The 18,504-nt window shown below is 71.7% G+C and carries 15 protein-coding genes; 3 read left to right on the top strand and 12 right to left on the bottom strand.

All coding sequences use genetic code 11. The features are described 5' to 3' along the window. Nucleotide 1: 1 nt before the first annotated feature. From JHE00_RS24900 to JHE00_RS24890, 3 genes are all read right to left on the bottom strand, one after another. Complete coding sequence (locus tag JHE00_RS24900) at nt 2-2,041, bottom strand: bifunctional lysylphosphatidylglycerol flippase/synthetase MprF (protein ID WP_200322353.1); 2,040 nt, start codon at nt 2,039-2,041, stop codon at nt 2-4. A 91-nt stretch (nt 2,042-2,132) separates the two neighbouring features. After that, nucleotides 2,133-2,807: a DedA family protein gene (locus JHE00_RS24895; RefSeq protein WP_200322351.1), complete on the bottom strand. Its 675-nt coding sequence runs from the start codon at nt 2,805-2,807 to the stop codon at nt 2,133-2,135. A gap of 157 nt (nt 2,808-2,964) precedes the next feature. Continuing rightward, nucleotides 2,965-5,499 (bottom strand): histidine kinase dimerization/phospho-acceptor domain-containing protein, encoded by a 2,535-nt coding sequence (locus tag JHE00_RS24890; RefSeq protein ID WP_200322349.1) that lies wholly within the window; start codon nt 5,497-5,499, stop codon nt 2,965-2,967. Nucleotides 5,500-5,929: 430 nt separating this feature from the next. Between JHE00_RS24890 and JHE00_RS24885 the strand changes: the two genes are divergently transcribed. The 3 genes from JHE00_RS24885 (at nt 5,930) to JHE00_RS24875 (ending at nt 8,895) form a co-directional block, all read left to right on the top strand. Beyond that, the gene (locus tag JHE00_RS24885) at nt 5,930-6,643 is read left to right on the top strand and encodes an FHA domain-containing protein (protein ID WP_200322341.1); all 714 of its coding nucleotides are present in this window, start codon (nt 5,930-5,932) and stop codon (nt 6,641-6,643) included. Continuing rightward, nucleotides 6,643-7,986: a serine/threonine-protein kinase gene (locus JHE00_RS24880; protein WP_200322339.1), complete on the top strand. Its 1,344-nt coding sequence runs from the start codon at nt 6,643-6,645 to the stop codon at nt 7,984-7,986. The genes JHE00_RS24885 and JHE00_RS24880 overlap by 1 nt, the downstream gene beginning before the upstream one ends. Nucleotides 7,987-8,079: 93 nt before the next feature. Further along, nucleotides 8,080-8,895, top strand: a complete 816-nt coding sequence (locus JHE00_RS24875) for an endonuclease/exonuclease/phosphatase family protein (RefSeq protein ID WP_200322337.1) — start codon at nt 8,080-8,082, stop codon at nt 8,893-8,895. 97 nt (nt 8,896-8,992) lie between these two features. On the opposite strand, the gene JHE00_RS24870 is transcribed toward JHE00_RS24875, so the two are convergent. From JHE00_RS24870 to JHE00_RS24830, 9 genes are all read right to left on the bottom strand, one after another. Beyond that, on the bottom strand, nt 8,993-9,169 hold the full coding sequence (locus JHE00_RS24870) for a hypothetical protein (RefSeq protein WP_200322335.1): 177 nt from the start codon (nt 9,167-9,169) through the stop codon (nt 8,993-8,995). A gap of 236 nt (nt 9,170-9,405) precedes the next feature. Further along, the gene (locus tag JHE00_RS24865) at nt 9,406-10,587 is read right to left on the bottom strand and encodes an MFS transporter (RefSeq protein ID WP_200322333.1); all 1,182 of its coding nucleotides are present in this window, start codon (nt 10,585-10,587) and stop codon (nt 9,406-9,408) included. A 261-nt stretch (nt 10,588-10,848) separates the two neighbouring features. Continuing rightward, nucleotides 10,849-11,667 (bottom strand): iron-sulfur cluster-binding protein, encoded by an 819-nt coding sequence (locus tag JHE00_RS24860; protein WP_200322331.1) that lies wholly within the window; start codon nt 11,665-11,667, stop codon nt 10,849-10,851. Then, the gene (locus JHE00_RS24855; RefSeq protein WP_200322329.1) at nt 11,664-12,920 is read right to left on the bottom strand and encodes a Zn-dependent hydrolase; all 1,257 of its coding nucleotides are present in this window, start codon (nt 12,918-12,920) and stop codon (nt 11,664-11,666) included. The genes JHE00_RS24860 and JHE00_RS24855 overlap by 4 nt, the downstream gene beginning before the upstream one ends. Then, nucleotides 12,917-13,393: a type I phosphoribosyltransferase gene (locus tag JHE00_RS24850; RefSeq protein WP_200322327.1), complete on the bottom strand. Its 477-nt coding sequence runs from the start codon at nt 13,391-13,393 to the stop codon at nt 12,917-12,919. The genes JHE00_RS24855 and JHE00_RS24850 overlap by 4 nt, the downstream gene beginning before the upstream one ends. A gap of 33 nt (nt 13,394-13,426) precedes the next feature. Beyond that, nucleotides 13,427-14,725: an MFS transporter gene (locus JHE00_RS24845; RefSeq protein WP_200322325.1), complete on the bottom strand. Its 1,299-nt coding sequence runs from the start codon at nt 14,723-14,725 to the stop codon at nt 13,427-13,429. Next, on the bottom strand, nt 14,722-15,702 hold the full coding sequence (locus JHE00_RS24840; RefSeq protein WP_200322323.1) for a dihydroorotate dehydrogenase: 981 nt from the start codon (nt 15,700-15,702) through the stop codon (nt 14,722-14,724). The genes JHE00_RS24845 and JHE00_RS24840 overlap by 4 nt, the downstream gene beginning before the upstream one ends. A 39-nt stretch (nt 15,703-15,741) precedes the next feature. Next, nucleotides 15,742-17,088, bottom strand: coding sequence for an MmgE/PrpD family protein (locus JHE00_RS24835; protein WP_200322313.1), 1,347 nt, complete (start codon nt 17,086-17,088; stop codon nt 15,742-15,744). Then, nucleotides 17,085-18,503 (bottom strand): dihydroorotase, encoded by a 1,419-nt coding sequence (locus JHE00_RS24830; RefSeq protein ID WP_200322311.1) that lies wholly within the window; start codon nt 18,501-18,503, stop codon nt 17,085-17,087. The genes JHE00_RS24835 and JHE00_RS24830 overlap by 4 nt, the downstream gene beginning before the upstream one ends. Nucleotide 18,504: the final 1 nt, after the last annotated feature.

Genomic DNA, 18,504 nt, shown 5'->3' with positions numbered 1-18,504 from the left:
GTCACGGCCGCACCAGCCTCGGCAGGTCGCGCAACGTCGCCTCGGGCAAATACGCCCGCGCGATCGCCAGCCCGATCCGCGGCAGATCGCCCTCGTCGCGATAGATCAAGTACATCGGCGCGTACCGGGGCCGGAACTTGGCCTTGAACGCGTGCAGTGACCGGAAGCCGTAGTACGGCTCCAGCGCGGCACCGAGCTTGTCGAGCAGGGCGTCGAGCGCGCGGGTGTCCCCGGCCGCGTCGGCGCGCGCGAGCGGCGCCCCGGACAGCGACAGGTAGCGGGCTCCCTCGTCGCGGAAGGCCTGGCACGCCGAGACGATCAGGAACTCCACGACGCGGGTGAACCCGCCGGTGCGGCGTCGCATCACGTCCAGCGTCCAGCCCTCGATCCGGCCCTCGCCCGCGTAGACGGGCATCCACGAGGTGACGCCGTGCACGCGGTCGTGGTCGTCGACGGCGAGCCCGGCCCGGACGTGCCGGTCGAGCGCCTCGTCGACCCCGCCGAGCGTGAAACCCATCTCGGGCAGGCCCTTGTCGCCGACCCACTCCTCCGAGATCGCGCGGACCTGCTGCAGGATCGCGCGCGGCTCGTCGGCAAGGTGGACGAGCCGGAACGACACGCCCTCCCTGGCGGCGCGATGCAGCGCGGTCCGCGCCTGCTGCCAGTGCCTGCCCCGGAACTCCAGGCCCGGTAGGTCGATCAGGGTGTCCTCGGCGATCCGCACGTGCCGCCACCCGAGCCGGTCGGCGCCGAGGACCGACGGCGTGGTCGCGGAGAACAGGCACGGCACCAGTCCTGCGCGGTCGCAGTGCTCGGCGAACTCGGCGATCGGGTCGTCGCCCTCGGCGCGGGTGCTGACCGGGTCGCCGAGGGCGATCGCGACACCGGCGTGCCTGCGGTAGGCGATGTAGCCGGTGTCGTCGGCGACCGGGAGATAGCGGTTCTCCGGCCACGTGGTCATCCACGACAGGGTGCCGCCGCCGTTGCGCCGGAGCAGCTCGACGGCACGGTCGCGGTCGCTGCCGTCCGTGCGGGGCCGCCACGGAACCTGGAACGCGCCGCGGCCCGCGAGCAGCAGCACCAGGTAGCCGAGCCAGAACACGCTGTCGGAGACCACCAGCGGGACGTCGCTGATCGCCTCGGCCCCGGCGACGCTGTAGACGACCACGAGGACGATTCCGGTGAGGACGGTCAGCAGGATGTCCACCGAGGCCACGACGACGGCGGCCCACCACGCCACGCGACGCCCCCGGCTCAGGCCGCGCACCACGAGCAGCGCCAGCACCGTCACCACGACTACCTCGGCCAGCGACGAGCTGTCCGTCCCCGTGGGACCGAGCGGGCCGTCGGCGGGGAAGAACCACGTCACGATGCGCACCGCGGCCACGACCAGCAGCCCGGCGGCGGCGAGCAGCCGCCACTCTCGACGACTCGGCCGTCCGCGGCTGGTCACCCGGTACGGCCCCGCGATCCACGCCGACAACGGCAGGACGACGGCCACCGCGACGGCGTGCTCGACGTCGGCGAGTGTGCCGCCGTAGAGCAGGGCGATCCCGGAGTAGGCGACCAGCGCGATCCGCAGCCGTAGCCGCCACGGCGAGCGCAGCGTCGCGGTGGCGGCGGTCAGCGCGGCGAACGCCCCCGCCGACGGTCCGACGTCGCGGACCGCGCCGACGGCGTCCGCCCAGCTGGAGACCGCACGCAGGGCGAACAGCACGGCCGCGGCACCGAACACGCCGACGAGGTGCCCGCCGGCGAAGGTGGCGATGGTGCGCTTCGTGCCCAGCCTGGTCTCGGCGACGCCGACGAACAGCGCGAAGCTGAGCAGGACCGGGACGTAGTACACCGGCGTCAGCGCCAGGGCCACCCCCGTGACGGGCGTCCACCAGTGGCCGTCCTCGAAGGAGGGCAGGCCGAACGCGACGTCGGCGAACCACGACCGGTCCTCGACGGCCGTCCACAGCGAGCCCGTGGCGAGGCCCGCCACCACCAGGATCGCCAGGAAGGTGATCGTGAACGGAACGCGACGCACCACCCTCATGTCGGCCCGCCGCAGCACACCTCGATGGTCATCAGCGCTCCCGGCACCCAGAATGTGCTCGTCCGCAGGGCCCGGGAAAGAGCCGAAAGACCTAGCGGGTGTGCTTGGGTCTACGGCGTTTCAGTACTGCGCGCGCGAGCACCGCCAGGAGCACCACCCCGATGGCGATGCCCAGGTAGAGCTCGTACCGCACGATCACTGGGTAGATCGTGTCGATGTGTCCTCCCGCGAGGTCGCCCAGCGACGCCCAGAGCCCGACCCACAGCGCGGCGCCGAGAACGTTGTAGGCCAAGAACCGCTGCCAGGGCATCGCGGTCATCCCCGCGACGATCCCGTTGAACTGGCGCAGGCCCTCGACGAAACGGGCCACGACGACGATGCCCCCGCCGTAGCGGTTGAAGAACCGCTCGGCCCGGTCGATCCGCTCGGGGGTGAGCCGGACGTAACGGCCGTAGTGCTCCACCAGCCGGCGCCCGCCGAACCTGCCGATGAGGTAACCGATGTTGTCGCCGATCACCGCACCGAGAAAGCCCAGCAACGCCACCAGCACGACGTTCAGCCGCCCCGTGCCCGCGTAGATCGCGCCGAGGATCAGCACCGTCTCCCCCGGTGAGGGAACGCCGAAGTCCTCGATCAGGATCAGTCCGGCGACCGCGACGTAGCCGTAGGTGTCCAGGATCGGCGCCAGCCCCGCGAGGACGCCGGGCAGCTCGGGCGGCGCGGCCGCGGGCGATGCGAGCACGAGCGCTGAGGACGACGACGTCATGACATCCGGTCACCGCCGCGGACGGGGCCACGGCTGTCGCGGCCTCATGGCGTGGACGCTAGCCACCGTCCCCGGTCCGGAGTCAGAGTCGACGTACCCACTCGCGTCGGCCGTTCGCCCCGGGAGCTCTCGTCGGCCCCGTGCGGGAACACCGGCATCAGCGGCGGCGCAGCGGCAGGGACACCAGCGCGGACTCGAGGTCGCCTGTCAGCGGCAGTCTGCCGTCGACGTCGATGACGGCGAGCATCCGCCGGGTCAGTCCCGTCGCGACGATCGCGAGGGGGACGTCGCGCAGATGGTCGTTGGCCGCGGCGAGCGCGCGGATCCCGCTGGCGCTGAGCAGGGTGACGCCAGAGAGGTCGATGACCACACCGTCCACATCAGACGGGCTGTCTTCGATCATCGCGATGAGCGCCCGCCGCCAGTCGGCGGCGTTGACGGCATCGATGTCGCCGGACACGTGCAGCACCCGCGTGGCGCCGTGCCGTCCGAGTGCCACCACCGCACGGCCGACGGCGACCCCGTCGCCGGTCTCGCTGTCCGCGTCCGGTACCGCCCGCTCGGCATCAGCCAGCGTCCGGGCGAGCTCCACCAGCCGCGCCGGCGCATCGTCCCTGGCGACCACCTCGTCCGCTCCGGCCGCCAGCGCGTCCGTGTGCGCTGACGAGCCGTCCAGCGCGAGCAGGCGCTGACCGCCGTCACCGGCCGCGCGCAGCAGGCGGATCGCGTCGCTGCCCCTGCCGTCGGCCAGCAGCTCGGCGACGACGATCAGATCGAGGTCGTTCTCGCGGGCGAGGGCGAGACCCCGTTCGCCGTCGGCGGCCTCCAGCACCGCGCACCCGTGCTCGGTCAGCGCATGAGCGAGGCTCTCGCGGGCGGCGTCGTCGCCATCGATGAGCAGGACCCGTGTGGTCTCGTGCGGCAGCCTGGGCAGCAGGAGCCGGGCGTGCACCCCGCCATCGGGACCGTCGGCCAGCCCGAGCTCGGCGCCCAGAGCGAGCGCGGCCTGCTGCGCGATCGACAGGCCGAGGCCGAAGCCGTCCGCGGTGCGGGCGCCGCCCCTGGCGAACCGGCGGACGGCCTGCTCGGCGGAGATGCCGAGACCCTCGCCGGTGTCCCGCACCTCCACCAGCACTCCCGCGTCGCACTCGGCGGCGCTGAGCGTGATGCGCCCGCGATCGGTGTGCCTCGCGGCGTTGGCGGCGAGGTTGGCCACCACGATCTCCACCAGGCCGCGGTTGGTGACGGCGGCGATGCCGGCCGGGGCGTCCACCGTGACGACCACACCGGCCGCGGGGGCGAGCTCCCCGGCGATCTCGTCCAGAATCGGCCCCAGCCGGATCTTGTGCCACTGCGGTTCCGGTCCGGCCTCCACGTCGGCCAGCACCAGGAGGCTGTCACTGAGCCGCGCCAGCCGGTCCGCCTCCCGGCGGAGGTGGCCGAGGAACCTGCCCCGGGAGACAGGGTCGTCGACGGCTCCGCCCTCGAGCGTGTCGATCGCGGTGATCATGGTGGTCAACGGCGTGCGGAACTCGTGCGCGGCGTTCGCCACGAACTCCCGCTGGGCCTGCTCCCGACGAGATTGCAGCGCTGCGGCGCGCACGCGCTCGCTGACGTCGCGCACCGCCACGACGAACGTGCGTCCCTGCTCCGCCGCTGCTGCGGCGACCTGGACGTCCAGCCACCGGCCCGACGCCGGGAGCTCGACCTCGAACTGCTCCGGCAGGCCGCTCTCGGCCACGCGCGTCAGTCGCACGGCCAGCTCGTCGCCCGCACCGGGCAGGAGGTCACGAGCCGGGCCGCCGACCATCGGGGTGAGCCCGGTCAGCAGCGCCTGAGCGGGGTTGACGACGACGATCCGGTAGTCCTGCTCGCACGAGGAGCCTCGTTCCACCAGCGAGAACCCGGTGTCCATCGACGCGAACAGCCACCGGTAGCGCTGCTCGACCACGGCCAGCGACGTCCGCGTCCGGCGCAGTTCATCCGCCGTGTGCCGGTACGCGACGCGCGGGTTCACGGCGAGCGCGTCGGCCCTGTCGCACAACACTCGGGCCAGCTCGGCGTGCTCGGCGAGCACGGCGGCCACGTCGGGCTCCCGTTCCAGGTCCGGGTGCAGCTCCGTCCAGTGGTGCGCGGCCCGGACGAAGGCGAGCAGGGTCATGACCTGGTCGCGGCCGCGCGGGCCCAGCGCGGCGCTCGCCGCCGTCCGGGCGCGGCCGGACTCGTGCCCGTCCAGGAACAGCACGGTGCACGCGTCGAACAGGTCCCCTTCGAGCTCGGTGCCGATCCCGGGCACCACCGGGCTCCGCACCGCCTCGAGGCGGTCCAGGGACTCCCCCAGCGCGACCGGATCGGGCACCGGACGGCGCAGGAGCCGCAGGACGCTGCCCACCGAATCCGCCGGGGACCGGGGATCTCCGGCCGGATGTCCGTGCCCGAGCAGGAAGCACGTGTGCCGGAGGACGCAGTAGCGCACCTCGCAGAACCGCGAGAGGTGCACGACGAGCCGCTCCTTGAACAGCGACGGCAGCGGATTGTCCAGATAGGCGGATCTGGCGAACGCCCACAGCCCCGCCACCGGGTCGTCGAGGCCGGGCACGGGGCGGAAGATGTTCGGCAGGACACCGAAGCGTCGCCGGACCTCGTCGGCGAGAGCGACGCCCTCGCCCGAAGGGGTGTCTGGTGATCGCATGAACCGCACCCGCTCCCGTTGCCTCGTCGTCGGTTCCGCGCCTACCACCGACCGGAGGAGCAGGCGTGCACATCACAGAAGTCCGCTTCGATAACGGTAACGCCACCAGGGGCACGGTGAGTAGCCCTCGCCTCACCCGCGACCGGATGGTCCTCGCCGGAATCGGTGCACGCTGGGGACTCGCAGGCCGCCCGCCCGGGGTAGAACCCGGCGACGCGGGTGACCGGGTGGGCACTCGTGTCGTCACGCAACCCGCTGTGTCGGTGGAATTCGTCGGCCATGCCCAAGATTCCTGAACTGGTTCGTCGGAGCCGGTCGCTCACGCACCGATCCACTCGGGACGAAACTACGCCACCTCGACCCGCCTGGCCAGGCAGTGGCTCTGACAGCCGGGCGTATCTGAATCGCGGGTCGACCCTCCTGTACTGGCATGTTCAGCATCATCGTCGTTCCGGCGGCCGACGATCCCGCGGAGGAGCACCTCCGGCTCGCCCCGAGCGAGTCGCTGGAGTTCGGGCGCGAGCCCGCCATCGGCATGCGGATCGCGCACGCGGGGGTGTCCCGCCACGCCGGCACGATCTCGGCGACCGAGACGCACTGGGCCCTGACCAATCGCAGCAGACATCAGACCTACGTCGTCGAGAATCCCGAGGGAGCGGGCGAGCACCTCAAGGTCGGACCGGGACGAGTCGGGGCGCCAGTGCCGTTCGAGTTCTCGCGGGTCGTGCTGCCCGCCGCCGGAGACCTGCTCACCTTCGACGTGTGGGCGCCCCGGCACGAGTACCTGGACGAGCTCGCCGAGCTCACCGGCGACCCCACCGCGGCGGCGTTTCCGCTCGACCGGAGCAAGCGATACTTCCTGGTGCTCGCCGCCCTCTGCGAACCCCGGCTGCGTGGCGTTCCCCATGCTCCACTGCCCACCGTCGACAGGGTCGTCGAGCGGTTGCGTCCGATGTGGCCGGGTGTCACCCGGGCCACCGTGCAATGGAACATCGACTACCTCGCGGTGAAGCTGCGCCTCAAACCGAGCCCTGATTCCGCCGATCCCGGTCCTCGGGTCAACGGCAAGAAGGCCACTCTGGTGTCGCTGGCTCTGCGTTTCGACCTCGTCGCGGAGCGCGACCTCACGCGGCTGGATCCGTGATGAGCAACGCGGTCACAGGCCTGCGGATCGGACGCTGGGAGGTCTGCGACGTACTGGCCCGAGGCTCGTTCAGCAGCGTCTACGCGGCTCGGCGGGTGACCGAGGACCCGGAGTTCCCCTCGGTCGCGGCGCTGAAGATCCTTCCCGGGGGCACTCATACACCGCGCCAGGCGCAGCATCTGCGCGAGCTCGTGGCGGGCGAGGTGGAACTGCTGAGCAGGCTCCGCGGTAATCGCCTGATCCGGATGTACGAGGTGGTGACCGTCGACTCGCCCGACTGCGCCGAACTGGACGGCGCCACCGCCGTCGTGCTGGAGCTGGCGGAGGGATCGCTGGACACCCTGTTGGCGCACACGGTGCGACCGGTGGCCGGGCCCGCCCTGCTGGCGCAGGTCTGCGACGGCCTGCGGCACCTGCACCACGCGGGATGGGTGCATGGCGATCTCAAGCCCGCCAACGTGCTGCTGATGAAGGACGGCACAGCACGGCTCGCGGACTTCAACCTCGCCGCCGAACTGTCCGGGACACACGCCTACGGCCCCGCCTTCGCCACGCTGGACTACACGCCGCCCGAGCTGGTGTGGTCCGAGGTCGGCGAACACGGCCGCACAATCCGGCCGAGCACCGACGTGTGGGCTTTCGGCGTGCTCGCCCACCTGGTGCTGACTGGAACCCTGCCGCTGCCCGGCGGCACGGCCGCCGCACGCCGGGACGCGACCGTGCGCTACGGACGCGGGGCGGAGCCGTTGCGGCTCTCCCCCGACCTGCCGGAGGCTTGGCGGCCGATCGTCACCGACTGCCTCGCCCGCACGCACGAGGACCGCGCGGCACACGACGCGGCCTCGCTGCTGCGGCGGATCGAGGCGATCACGGGCGGGACTCCCGCCCCCCGGCTGCCGCGGTTGCGTCCCCTCCGCTGGCGCCGCCCGGCACTGACCACGGCGCTCGTGGCGGCGGTATTGGGCGCCACGGGGATGTACGCGCTATGGGACGAGGAGCCGAGCTACGGCTACCACCGCTGCCCGGCGGGTTCGGTGTGTTTTTTCAACGGCCCCAACGGAACCGGGGAGATGTGCAGCTGGTCCGGCGACGACCCCGACTGGCTCGCCGGTGCGCGGGTGTGCGGGTGGACGAGGAACCAGCCGGTGCGGTCGATCTTCAACAACAACCAGGAGCGCTCCGAGCGTCATGACGTGGCGTACTACCGGGGCACCGGCTTCGTCCCCGCGGGCCACGACACCACCCGCCCCAGCAAACGAGCGGGATGCACCAGCGTGAACCAGCAGGGGAACCTGCACGGGACCTACGCGCCCGCGTCCCACCGGTGGGTCGAGCGCTGCTGACCGCGCAACCTCGGACAACTCAGGTACCGCCGCAGGGCCGCGACGATCACGCTGGTGCACCGGGATACCGACAGTGGTTCAAGGGGGTTGACAGTGAAATGGATCAGCGCGTGTGTCGCGGGGCTGATGGCCGCGACCACTCTACTGGCGCCGGCGACCGCGGAAGCCGCCACCGAGCGGACCTACCTGCAGTTCAACATGGCGGGCAAGAAGTTGAACAACGGTGACCCGGCAGTCGCCGACGCCGTGGCGAAAAGCGTCAAGGACCGGATGCCGTCGGTGGTCACACTCAATGAAGTCTGTAAAACACAGTACGACGAGCTGGAAGCAGAGCTCGAAAAATCGGGCTACCACGCGACTTTCGGGCCCACTGGGCCGAAATGCAAGGGCAAAGGATTCGGGAACGCGATCTTCGTGCATAACTCGGTGAAGGAGTACCAGAATTACAAGCTGCCGCGGACGGAGGAAGAGACGGAAACGCGGAAAATGCTGTGCGTGAAGGCCACCGCGCACAAGTCCATGGCGTGTGTCACCCACCTGTCCCAAGGAAGGTACAAGGAGGAACGCGCCCGGCAAGTCGGCTTCATCGCCACCAAGGTGGGGGAATTCGAGAAGAAGGGGTACCGGGTGATCGTCGGCGGCGACTTCAACACCGAGCCGCGCGCCGGTGTCATCGATCCGATGTACGCGCGCTGCCACAGCCCGAAGGGCTCCGGCCTTTTCTACGAAGCGGACAGCGAACGCTGCGGCCGGCGCACCGGTGCGGCGACGGTCGACGGCGGTGGCACCGGAGGTGAGGGCAAGATCGACTACCTGTTCTTCTCCAAGGGCTACAGCAAGCTCAGTGCGCAGGTCGTTCCCGTCAGCGTCTCCGACCACCATCTCCTGTGGGCGAAGGCCAGTAGGTAACGACCCCGCCGGGGGAAGCCGTCAGGGGGATCGGGCCCACGGGTCGCGGTCCCCCTGACGGCCGATCGGCGAGGACTCAGTGCGCCGGTCGGCGGGCTCACCCGAGGACGACGGCGGCGAGCTCGCGCGCGGCCCGCGCCGGGTGGCTGCCGTCCTGGGTCGCTCCCATCACCAGGGTCCCTTCGATCAGCAGGTGCAGTTGCTCGGCACCGCGCTCCGGGGTCGCGTGGCCCAGCGCCACGAGCTGCCGGACGAGACGGTCGGGTGCGTCCATGTCGCCATCACGGCCGACTCGGTCAACCCCGAACAGGTCAACACGGTCGAGGTGTGGCGAGACGCCGAGACGCTGAACACGTGGCGACGGGCCACGCATGAACAAGCCCAAGCACATCGACGTCCGGCGCTACGACGCCGACGACGGCGGCGGAGCGCTCGTCTGACCACCGCACGGCCGTGAGCCGGCTCCCCCACCGCACGACGTCGCGACAGGGACGCCGGCCCGCATCCTGCTCAGGAGACAGCGGGCTGCACGGCCGGTCGCCGTACGTGCGCCACCAGCATCCGGCGGCCCAGCAACACGGCGCCGCCCGCGACCAGCATCGCCGCCGCCGACACCGCCCACGCCACGGTGAACGAGGCGTGGGTCGCGAGGAACCCGAACCCGATCGGCCCGATGAACCCGCCCGCGTAGACGCCCGCCTGCACGATCGACGTCGCCGCAGCGGGCGCCGACGGGTTCAACCGCACGACGGCGAACTGCAGCAGCCCCGGCCATGACCAGCCGAGCCCGAAGCCCAGCACCGTGCCGACGATCAGCCAGACCGGGCCGGGCACGGCGAGCAGCACCAGCCCGATCGCGCCCAGCAGCAGACAGCCCGCGACCACGGCGACGTGCCCGCCCGAGCGCCGGTCGGCGAGCCAGCCGTGCAGCAGCCTCATCAGCAGCCCGACCACGCTGCCCAGGGTCAGCACCAGCCCGGCCAGTCCCGGGCTCACACCGCGTTCGACCGCCGACGCCACGAGGAAGATGCCGAGCGCGTTCGCCGAGGCCGCACCGAGTCCCGCGGCCGCGCCGATCACCGACAGTGCCGCGGTGGCCCTGTCCTCGGGAACGGCCTTCTCCCGTGGGGCGGGCCCGGCGCCGCGCGGGGCCAGGAACAGTGCGCTCAGCGCGACCACCGCGGCGATCACGTAGGCCCACCGCCAGCCGATGGTGAGTCCGATGGCGGGAACCGCGATCCCGGACAGCAGGGTGGCGAAGGGCACCGAGGCCTGCTTGGCCCCGAAGGACAGTCCCATGCGGTTGGCGGGCATCAGGCGCGCCAGTGTGAGGTTGGAGGACAGCTGGCCCATCACATTGCACCACGCCGAGCACAACAGGAACGTGAGCAATGTGGCGTAGTTCTGGGCGAATCCCGCGATCAGCAGCATGCACGCGGCGGAGCCGAGCACGGCGATCCGGCTGGTGCGGCCGGATCCCAGGCGCTCGACGAGCTTTCCGATCGGGAGCGACACCAGTGCCGACACGGCGAAGTACAACGCCACCACGAGACCGAGCCCGGCGGGATCGAAGGCGAGCTCGGCCGAGATCTGCACCGTCATGGCCCCGGTGAGAAAGACCGGAAGCACGGTCGAGGTAGTGATCGCGACCGCGCCGAATCCCACCCGGAGGGTGGATTGCGCGGCCTTCATGACACCGTCCTCGCGGCGTCGATCCTGATGATCATTATGAGAACGATAGGTAGCGGCGCCAGAGCACGGCAACCACATCGCACGGCCTGGCCCCTGCGGTTGAGCGAAAGTGCAAGGCTCTTCACAGGCAAAACGGACACGGTGCTCACGGCCCGTTCCGTCGATTCAGTACCGTCCACCAGCGGATCGGCCACCGGCCCGAGCACGCGTGCGCCCGCAGCGTCGCGGGTGCGACGTGCTGACGAGAGTCTTGTCACTCGGTCACGTCCGCAGCCGGAAAACCGGTCCGTCCCGGCAGACGAGCGGCGCCTCGCGCGTTCCGTCGCCGTCACCCGCGGCGCAGCCGTGGCAGTAGCCGAGGCCGCAGGCCATGTGCGCCTCGATGGACACCTGCGCGGTCGCGCGCCAGCGCGCGGCGAGTTGCGCGGCCAGCCGCGTCAGCCGCTCGGAGCCGCTGGTCAGGATCTGCTGCGGCGGGTCGACGTCGAAGGCACGGTGCAGGCGCTCCCGCACCGCGGGCACGCCGCTGGTGCCGTCGGCGTCGGTCACGCGGCGCACGTCGGCGCGGCAGGCGCGCAGGACGTCCGCGCCGATGATCGACGCGTCGTGGCGGCCGCTCAGCACCGCGGCCACGCGCACCGGCGTGTCCGCCAGGTCCTGGGCGACGGTGGTCATGGCGCAGATACCCACTCCCCGCCCGAGCAGGAGCACGCGCTCGGTGTCGTCGTGGATCGCGAACCCTCGCCCCAGTGGCCCGGTGACCACGACGGTCTCACCCGCCGCGACGGCCGACAGCGCCGTGGTCCCGGCACCGACGACGCCGTAGACGATGTCCACGACGCCCGCGGCGGCATCGCGGGTGTAGATGGCCATCGGCCGCGGCAGGACCGGCCCGGACTCCGTCACCGGGGCGAGCATCACGAACTGTCCCGCCCTGGCGCGCTCGGCGATGACAGGCGAGCGAAACCGCAGCAGCCGGTAGCGATCCGACAGGGGCCGGCTGACGAGCACCTCCGCCCGTTCGCACGCCGGTACCGGCCGCTCACCCTCCAGGACGCCGAGCGCCGCCGGCCCGCTCACGACAGGCCCTCGTCCAGCCGGAGCAGGCTCGCCGTCAGCGCGGTCGTACCCAGCGCGATGTCGTCGATGCTCGTCCACTCCGCCGGATCGTGGCTGATCCCCTCTTTGCTCGGCACGAACAGCATCCCGCTCGGTGTGATCGTGTTGATCTGCTGGGCGTCGTGGCTGGCGCCGCTGGTGAGCACGCGCGGCTCGACGCCGACGGAGCGGCAGGCCGCCGCGAGCTCGTCGCGGACGATATCGGGCAACCGGACCGGCGGAGTGTCGGCGAGCAGGTCGTGCCGGAAGGCGATCCCGCGGCGCGCGCAGATCGCCTCGGCACGCCGCACGATCTCCTCGGCGGTGTCGCGCTGCCGCCCGGCATCGGTGCCCCGCACGTCGACCCACATCGTCGCCCGGCCCGCGATGGTCGTGATCGAGCCCGGCGCCACGTCGATCTTGCCGACGGTCGTGCGCGTGCCCGCGTTGTCCTCGCCGCCCGCCGCCGACTCGACGGCCAGCACCACCTCCGCGGCGGCGGCCATCGCGTCCGCACGCAGGTGCATCGGTGTCCCACCGCTGTGCGACGCGCGGCCACTGAGTTCGAGGAGCAGCCGCGTGCTGCCCGAGATCGAGTCGACGACGCCCAGCCGCACCCCGTCCGTCTCGAGCACGCTGCCCTGCTCGATGTGGAGCTCGACGAACGCGGCCCAGTCGGCGGGCCGCCAGCCGGCCTCGGCCACGGCGTCGGGATCGAGCCCGACGGCGTTCATGGCGTCGGCGAGGCTCACGCCGTCCGCGTCCTGTTTCGCCGGCAGGTCGGCGGGACCGGTGAGGCCCGCCGCGATCCGGCTGCCGGTGCAGGCCTGGCCGAAGCGCGCTCCCTCCTCCGCCGCGAACACCACGAACCGCATGGGATGCCGGTGCGTCACCTCGTGCTCGGCGAGCGCCCGCGCCGTCTCCATCGCGGCGCACACACCGACGATCCCGTCGAAGGAACCGGCGTTCGGCACACTGTCCAGATGCGAGCCCGTGCCGATCGCGGGCAGCCCGGGATCGGACCCCGGCCGCTGCGCGATCGTGTTGCCCGCCGCGTCGGTCCACACCGTCAGCCCCAGCGCGGTCATCGACTGGGCGAACAACTCGTGCGCGGCCCGCTCGAGTGGCGTGTAGGCCAGGCGCGTGACACCGGGTCCACTGTCCCGTTCGGACATTCCGGCGAACGTGTCGAGCAGTTCCCGCAGGCGCGCCGGATCGGCGACGAGCCCGCTCACGGGGCGGACTCCGTCACCTCGTTGGCAGACACCAACGACGTCGTGGGCAGGCCGGAGACGGCATCGAGCACATCCGACCCGAGCACGGCAGCGGCCACGACGAGCTCACCGCCGCTGCCGAGCACCAGGCGTCGCAACGTCTCCAGCCAGCGCCCGTCCCACGTCGTCGCCACCAGCGCGACGCGCGTCCCCGGTGCCATCGGCTCGTCGAGGGCGAGAATTCCCTCCACCTCCGACGCGCGCCGGACGATCACGCCGAGCTCCCTGGCCACGGCGTGCGCCAGCACGGCCTCGTCCGAGGTGTTCCACACCACCAGCGTCTCCGGGTTCCGCGGGCGCAACGACTCCGCGAGAGCCCGCCCGAGCACCTCGACATCCCGCGGCGACCGGCCTGTGTTGACCGTCGGCCCGTAGGTGTCCTGCGCGACGCCGAGCGTCCGCACCGCCACCGCTGGGCTGGGTGTGTTCGACACGATGCCTCCCTTTCGCAGTTCGACCGAAAACCGTCAGGCCACGGCGTTGTCGAGCCGCTCACCCCGCCGGTCCGGGATGAGCAGCATGGCCGCCATGTCGATGATGTAGATCAGCGCGAGGAAGCCCAGCGCCACACCGAATCCCTGCCAGCCGGCGATCAGCGCGACGACGAGCGGTGCGAACCCGCCCACGCCGCGCCCGATTCCGAACAGGACGTTCTGTGCCGTGGCCCTGGCCGCCGTCGGGTAGTTCTCCGCGATGATCGCCCCGTAACCACCGAGCATGCCGTTGGCGAAGACGCCCATGACCGCGCCACCGATGAGGACCGCGGCGGGCGAGGTCAGCTGGCTGTACACCAGCAGCGAGACGAACGCGCCCGCCTGGAAGATCCAGAAGGCACGGCGGCGCCCGAGCCGGTCGGCGAGCTGGCCGAAGATCATGATCCCGGCGATCATGCCGAGCACGGTGACCGCGGTCCAGATCCCGGAGTTGGTCGTGCTCAACCCCAGCTGTTTGGTCAGATACGTCGGCAGCCACGTGAGAATCCCGTAGTAGCCGAAGTTCTGGATCGAGCAGATGATGACGATGCCGATGCTGATGCGCACGGTCTTGGCGTCGGCGACGAGCAGGTGGTACGGGTTCTTCTGCTTCTGCCCGGCCTCGACCCGGGCGCGGTGCCGGACGAACGCCTCGGGCTCGGCCAGCCGCATCCGCAGCGCGATGGCGACCAGCGCCGGGAAGATGCCGATGACGAACAGTCCCTGCCAGCCCCACAGTGCGATCACCGGCGCCGAGATGAACGCCGCCAGCAGGACCCCGAGCTGGAACCCCACGCCGACCAGGGACGTCGCCCTGGCCCGTTTGATCGCGGGGAACGCCTCGGCCGCCAGCGCCATGCCGATGCCGAACTCACCACCGATGCCCATGCCCGCGATGAAGCGGAACACCGCCATCTCGGTGAAGCCCTGCGACAACGCCGTCAAACCGGTGAAGATCGCGAACAGCAGGATCGAGTACGTCAGGATGCGCACGCGCCCGTAGCGGTCGGCAAGCGCCCCGAAGAACATCGCGCCGGTGACGGTGCCGATCAGGGTGATCGTGGCGAGCAGGCCGCCCTGGGTGTCGGACAGGCCGAGGCTCAGCGTGATCGCGGGCAGCGCGAAGCCCAGGATCTGGAGGTCGTAACCGTCCATCGCGTAGCCGACCGTGGCTCCGAGAACCGCTTTCCGCCCGTACGGGGTGACCTCCTGCGGCTGACCGTCGTCGGAGTGCGAGGTGTCCCCCGCCGCCCGGGTCGCGGTCGCGTCAACGTCGTCGTTGTCGTTGCTCATGGCTGTTCCTTTGGTCGGGTGGTGAGTGTGGCGATGAGGTCCGCGAGTCTGTCCACGCCGAGCCGCGCTGCCAGTGCGGGCAGTTCCGCGACGATGCGAGCCATCAGGGCGGGCTGGGCGAAGGTGGCGGTGCCGACCTGGACCGCCGTGGCACCCGCGACGAGGAACTCCGCGACGTCTGCGGCCGAACGGATGCCGCCACAGCCGACGACGGGAATGTCGACGGCCTGTGCGGCCAGCCAGACGAGGCGCAGCGCGAGCGGTTTGACGGCGGGCCCGGACACTCCGCCGGTGCCGTTGCCCAGTTCGGGCTCGCGCCGCGCGGGATTCACGGCCAGGCCGGGAAAGCTGTTGCAGACCGTGACCGCACTGGCACCCGCGTCGGCCGCGGCCTTCGCCGCGTCCCCGATCGTCTGGAGCTGCGGGCTCAGCTTGACCAGCACGGGCGTGGAGCTGCGGGCGACCACTCCGGCCACGACCTCGCTCATCGCCCGTGGATCGGTGTCGAGCGTCGCGCCGCCACGTTCGAGGTTGGGGCACGACACGTTCACCTCGAGCGCGGCGTGCCCGGCCCCGGCCAGTTCGTCGGCGACCCGCCAGTACTCCGCTGTGGACAGTCCGCCGATGCTGACCACGACGGGAGCGCCGAGCGCGGCATAGCCGCCCAGCCCGGATCGGCGGAACTCCGCCGCTCCCTGGCTGGGAATCCCGACGCTGTTGAGCATCCCGTGCGACACCTCGGTGATGCGGTGCGTCCGGTTTCCCGGCCGGGCGGTGGCGAACACCGTCTTGGTCACGACGGCGCCGAGCACGTCGACGGGCATGAGGTCGGCGAGCTCGGGGCCGAAGCAGCCGGAGGCGGGCATCACCGGGTTGGCCAGTGCGAGGCCGCCGAGCTCCACCCTGAGGTCGGCCGGTGGACGGGACGGTGTGGCGGGCTCACGCCCCCGGGGCGCGTCGACGATGCGGGTGGTCACGGTGGGAACCTCTTTTCACGCTGGAGGAGGCGAGCCTGCTTACCCGAGCGAGGTGGTCCGCAGTGGGGCGAGCAGGTCGGCGCAGTCGTCGACCTGCGGCAGGGCGAGGAGCCGGTCCCACAGCGCACCGGCGCCGTCGCCCACGAGACCGGCGAACTTGTCGCGCAGTTCGCCGGCCGACAGCGGGTCGTGGTGATGCCCGCGCGGGTCGTCGACGACGGCCGAGCACGTCGAGTCCGTGGTGTGGACGACGACCTCGGTGGGCGCGTGCTCCGGCCACCGTCGTTCGAACTCCGGTGTGACGCCGACGCTGACCTTCCCGGCGAGCCGCGCCACCTCCGGGTCGTAGTCGAAGGTGGCGACCGTCGACCGGCGCCGCGTCAGCGCCGCCGCCACCGCGTAGGGCAGCGAGAACCGCGAGGACAGGTCGTTGGCGAACGGAACGCGGTCGAGCTTGAGGTTGTTGGCGACGGTGCGCACCTCGATCGCGCTGATGTCGGTGACGTCGACCGCGGGCAGGGACAGCACCGCGTCGATGGCGCCGTGGGTCAGGGCGCAGGAACTGTGGCGCTTGAAGTAGTTCCGCATGATCCGCGGGCGCGCGGGATCGAACGGTTCCCGCAACGCGTCGAGGTCGGCGGATTCCCCGGTCAGCTCGCCGAACAGCGCCGGGATCGACTCGAGCGACCCGGTGAACCCCGCGCGCAGCAGGCGGTTCGCCCGCACGGCCGCCTGCGCGGCCAGCCCCATCGCGGTGTTGCGCGCGGTCGCCCCCACGTAGCAGGCGTTCCACACGGGCACCACGGGCGTCGTCGCCGCGATCGCGGCCGCCGCCTCGGGGTCCTCGCCGAGCAGCAACGCCACGCTCACCGCCGACCCGACCCCGGCGAGGTGGCCGTGCGGGTGCGTCGGTGGCCGCAACCGGAACGCGGTGAAGAGCCGGGCGCTGACCTCGTACCCGGCGACGACCGCGCTCAGCAGCTCGGGGCCGGACCGGCGCGCGGCCTCGGCCACGGCGAGTGCCGCTGGCACGATGTGCATGCCCGGATGACCGGTCGGGCGCGTTCCCTCGTCGAGCTCGAGGAAACCGCCCGCCGACGCGTTGTGGAACGCGGCGTGCTCCGCGGGCGCCAGTGCCGCGCCCGCGGCGAGGACCGTCGAGCGGCCCTCACCGGGCGCGGCGCCCAGCGCGGCGTCGATGTCGTCGGCAGCGCGCAGACTCGTCATCTCGGCGGTCCGCCCGCCCGCGATGCTCACGCCGATGGTGTCAGCGACAACGTGTGCCGCGTGGCGGCGCACCGCGGCGTCGAGTGGTTCGGCCGCGAGCGCGCACGCCTGCCGGACCGCCTCGCGCACGCCCGAGGTCAGCTCGTCGGCGGAGCTCACTCGCCGCGCCCGTCGGTCTGATTCGCGGAGTGGTCGGCCGGGACGAACCGGCCCCGGCGCTCGGCGACGATCTCGCGATCGCGCACCACGACCTCGCCGCGCAGCACCGTCGCGACCGGACCACCGCGCAGCTCGACACCGTTCCACGGGCTGACCGGCTGCTTGGCGATCAGCTCGTCATTGCGGACGGTCCGGGTCTGCTCCGGGTCGACGATGACCAGGTCGGCGTCGCTGCCGGGACGGATCACGCCCTTGCGGGGGTAGAGGCCGTAGAACTTCGCGGTCTGCGTCGAGGCGACCTCCGCGAGCCGCATCGCCGTCGTCTTCCCGCGCGCGAGCGCGTCCAGCAGGACCGGGCCGAAGGTCTCGCACCCGACCGCGCCCGCGGGCTGGGTCTCGAACCCGCGCGACTTCTCCTCGACGGTGTGCGGCGCGTGGTCCGAGCCGACCGACGAGATCGCGTCGTCGTTGAACCCGGCCCACAGCGCGTCCTGGTCGCTCTGCTCGCGCACCGGCGGGTACACCTTCATGACCGGGCCGACGCGGGGATAGTCCGCGTCGGTCAGCGTCAGGTACTGCGGGCAGGTCTCCGCGCTGACGGAGATCCCGTTGCGCTGCGCCGTGCGGACGGCGTCGAGCCCCATCTCCGAGGCCAGGTGCACCACGTGGAAACGGCACCCGGTGGCCTTCGCGAACTGCGCGGCGATCGAGATGGTGGTGGCCTCCGCGACCGCGGGCCGCGCGGCGAGCAGGTCCTCGTAGGTCTCGATGGCGTGGCCGAGCGCTTCCTGGCTCGTGGCCAGCACGTCCTTGTCCTCGCAGTGCGCCGCGAGCACGCCGCCGTGCTTGGCGACCTCGGCGAAGAGCTGCAGCACCTGACCGTTCGGCGGCGGCATCAGCAGGTCCTCGGGCTTCTCGTCACCGAGGTTGTAGACCAGCGAGCGGGTCTCGCGATGCAGCGCGTAGCCCCAGAACAGCTTCACGGCGACGGCGCCCGCGTCGAACAGCGGGCCGATCTGGTCGATGTTGGCGTCGCCGAGGGCCAGCCCCCACAGGCCGAAGTCGGTCCACGCCGACTGTTCGTGCTGCCGGCGACGCTGCTCGAAGACCTCGGCCGAGTCGACCGGCGGGATCGCGTTGGGCATCTCCAGCACCGTGGTGACACCGCCGACGAGGGCGCCCCGCGTCGAGTGGTCGAAGTCCTCCTTGTGGCTCAGACCGGGGTCGCGGGAGTGCACGTGCGGATCGATGAACCCGGGAAACACCAGGTTGCCCGCGGCGTCGTAGCGTTCGTCGGCCTCGACCGGCGCGCCGCGGTCCAGGATCGCCGTGATGGTCCCGTCCGTGCAGAGCAGGTCGCTGTCGAGAATGCCCGCCGGGGTGACGAGCCGGCCGTTGACGATGTGCAACCTCATG

The sequence above is a fragment of the Prauserella cavernicola genome, assembly GCF_016595675.1.
Classification (GTDB): domain Bacteria; phylum Actinomycetota; class Actinomycetes; order Mycobacteriales; family Pseudonocardiaceae; genus Prauserella_A; species Prauserella_A cavernicola.
Note: the sequence above shows the minus strand (reverse complement) of the source record. Positions and strands in the feature narration are given on the sequence as shown.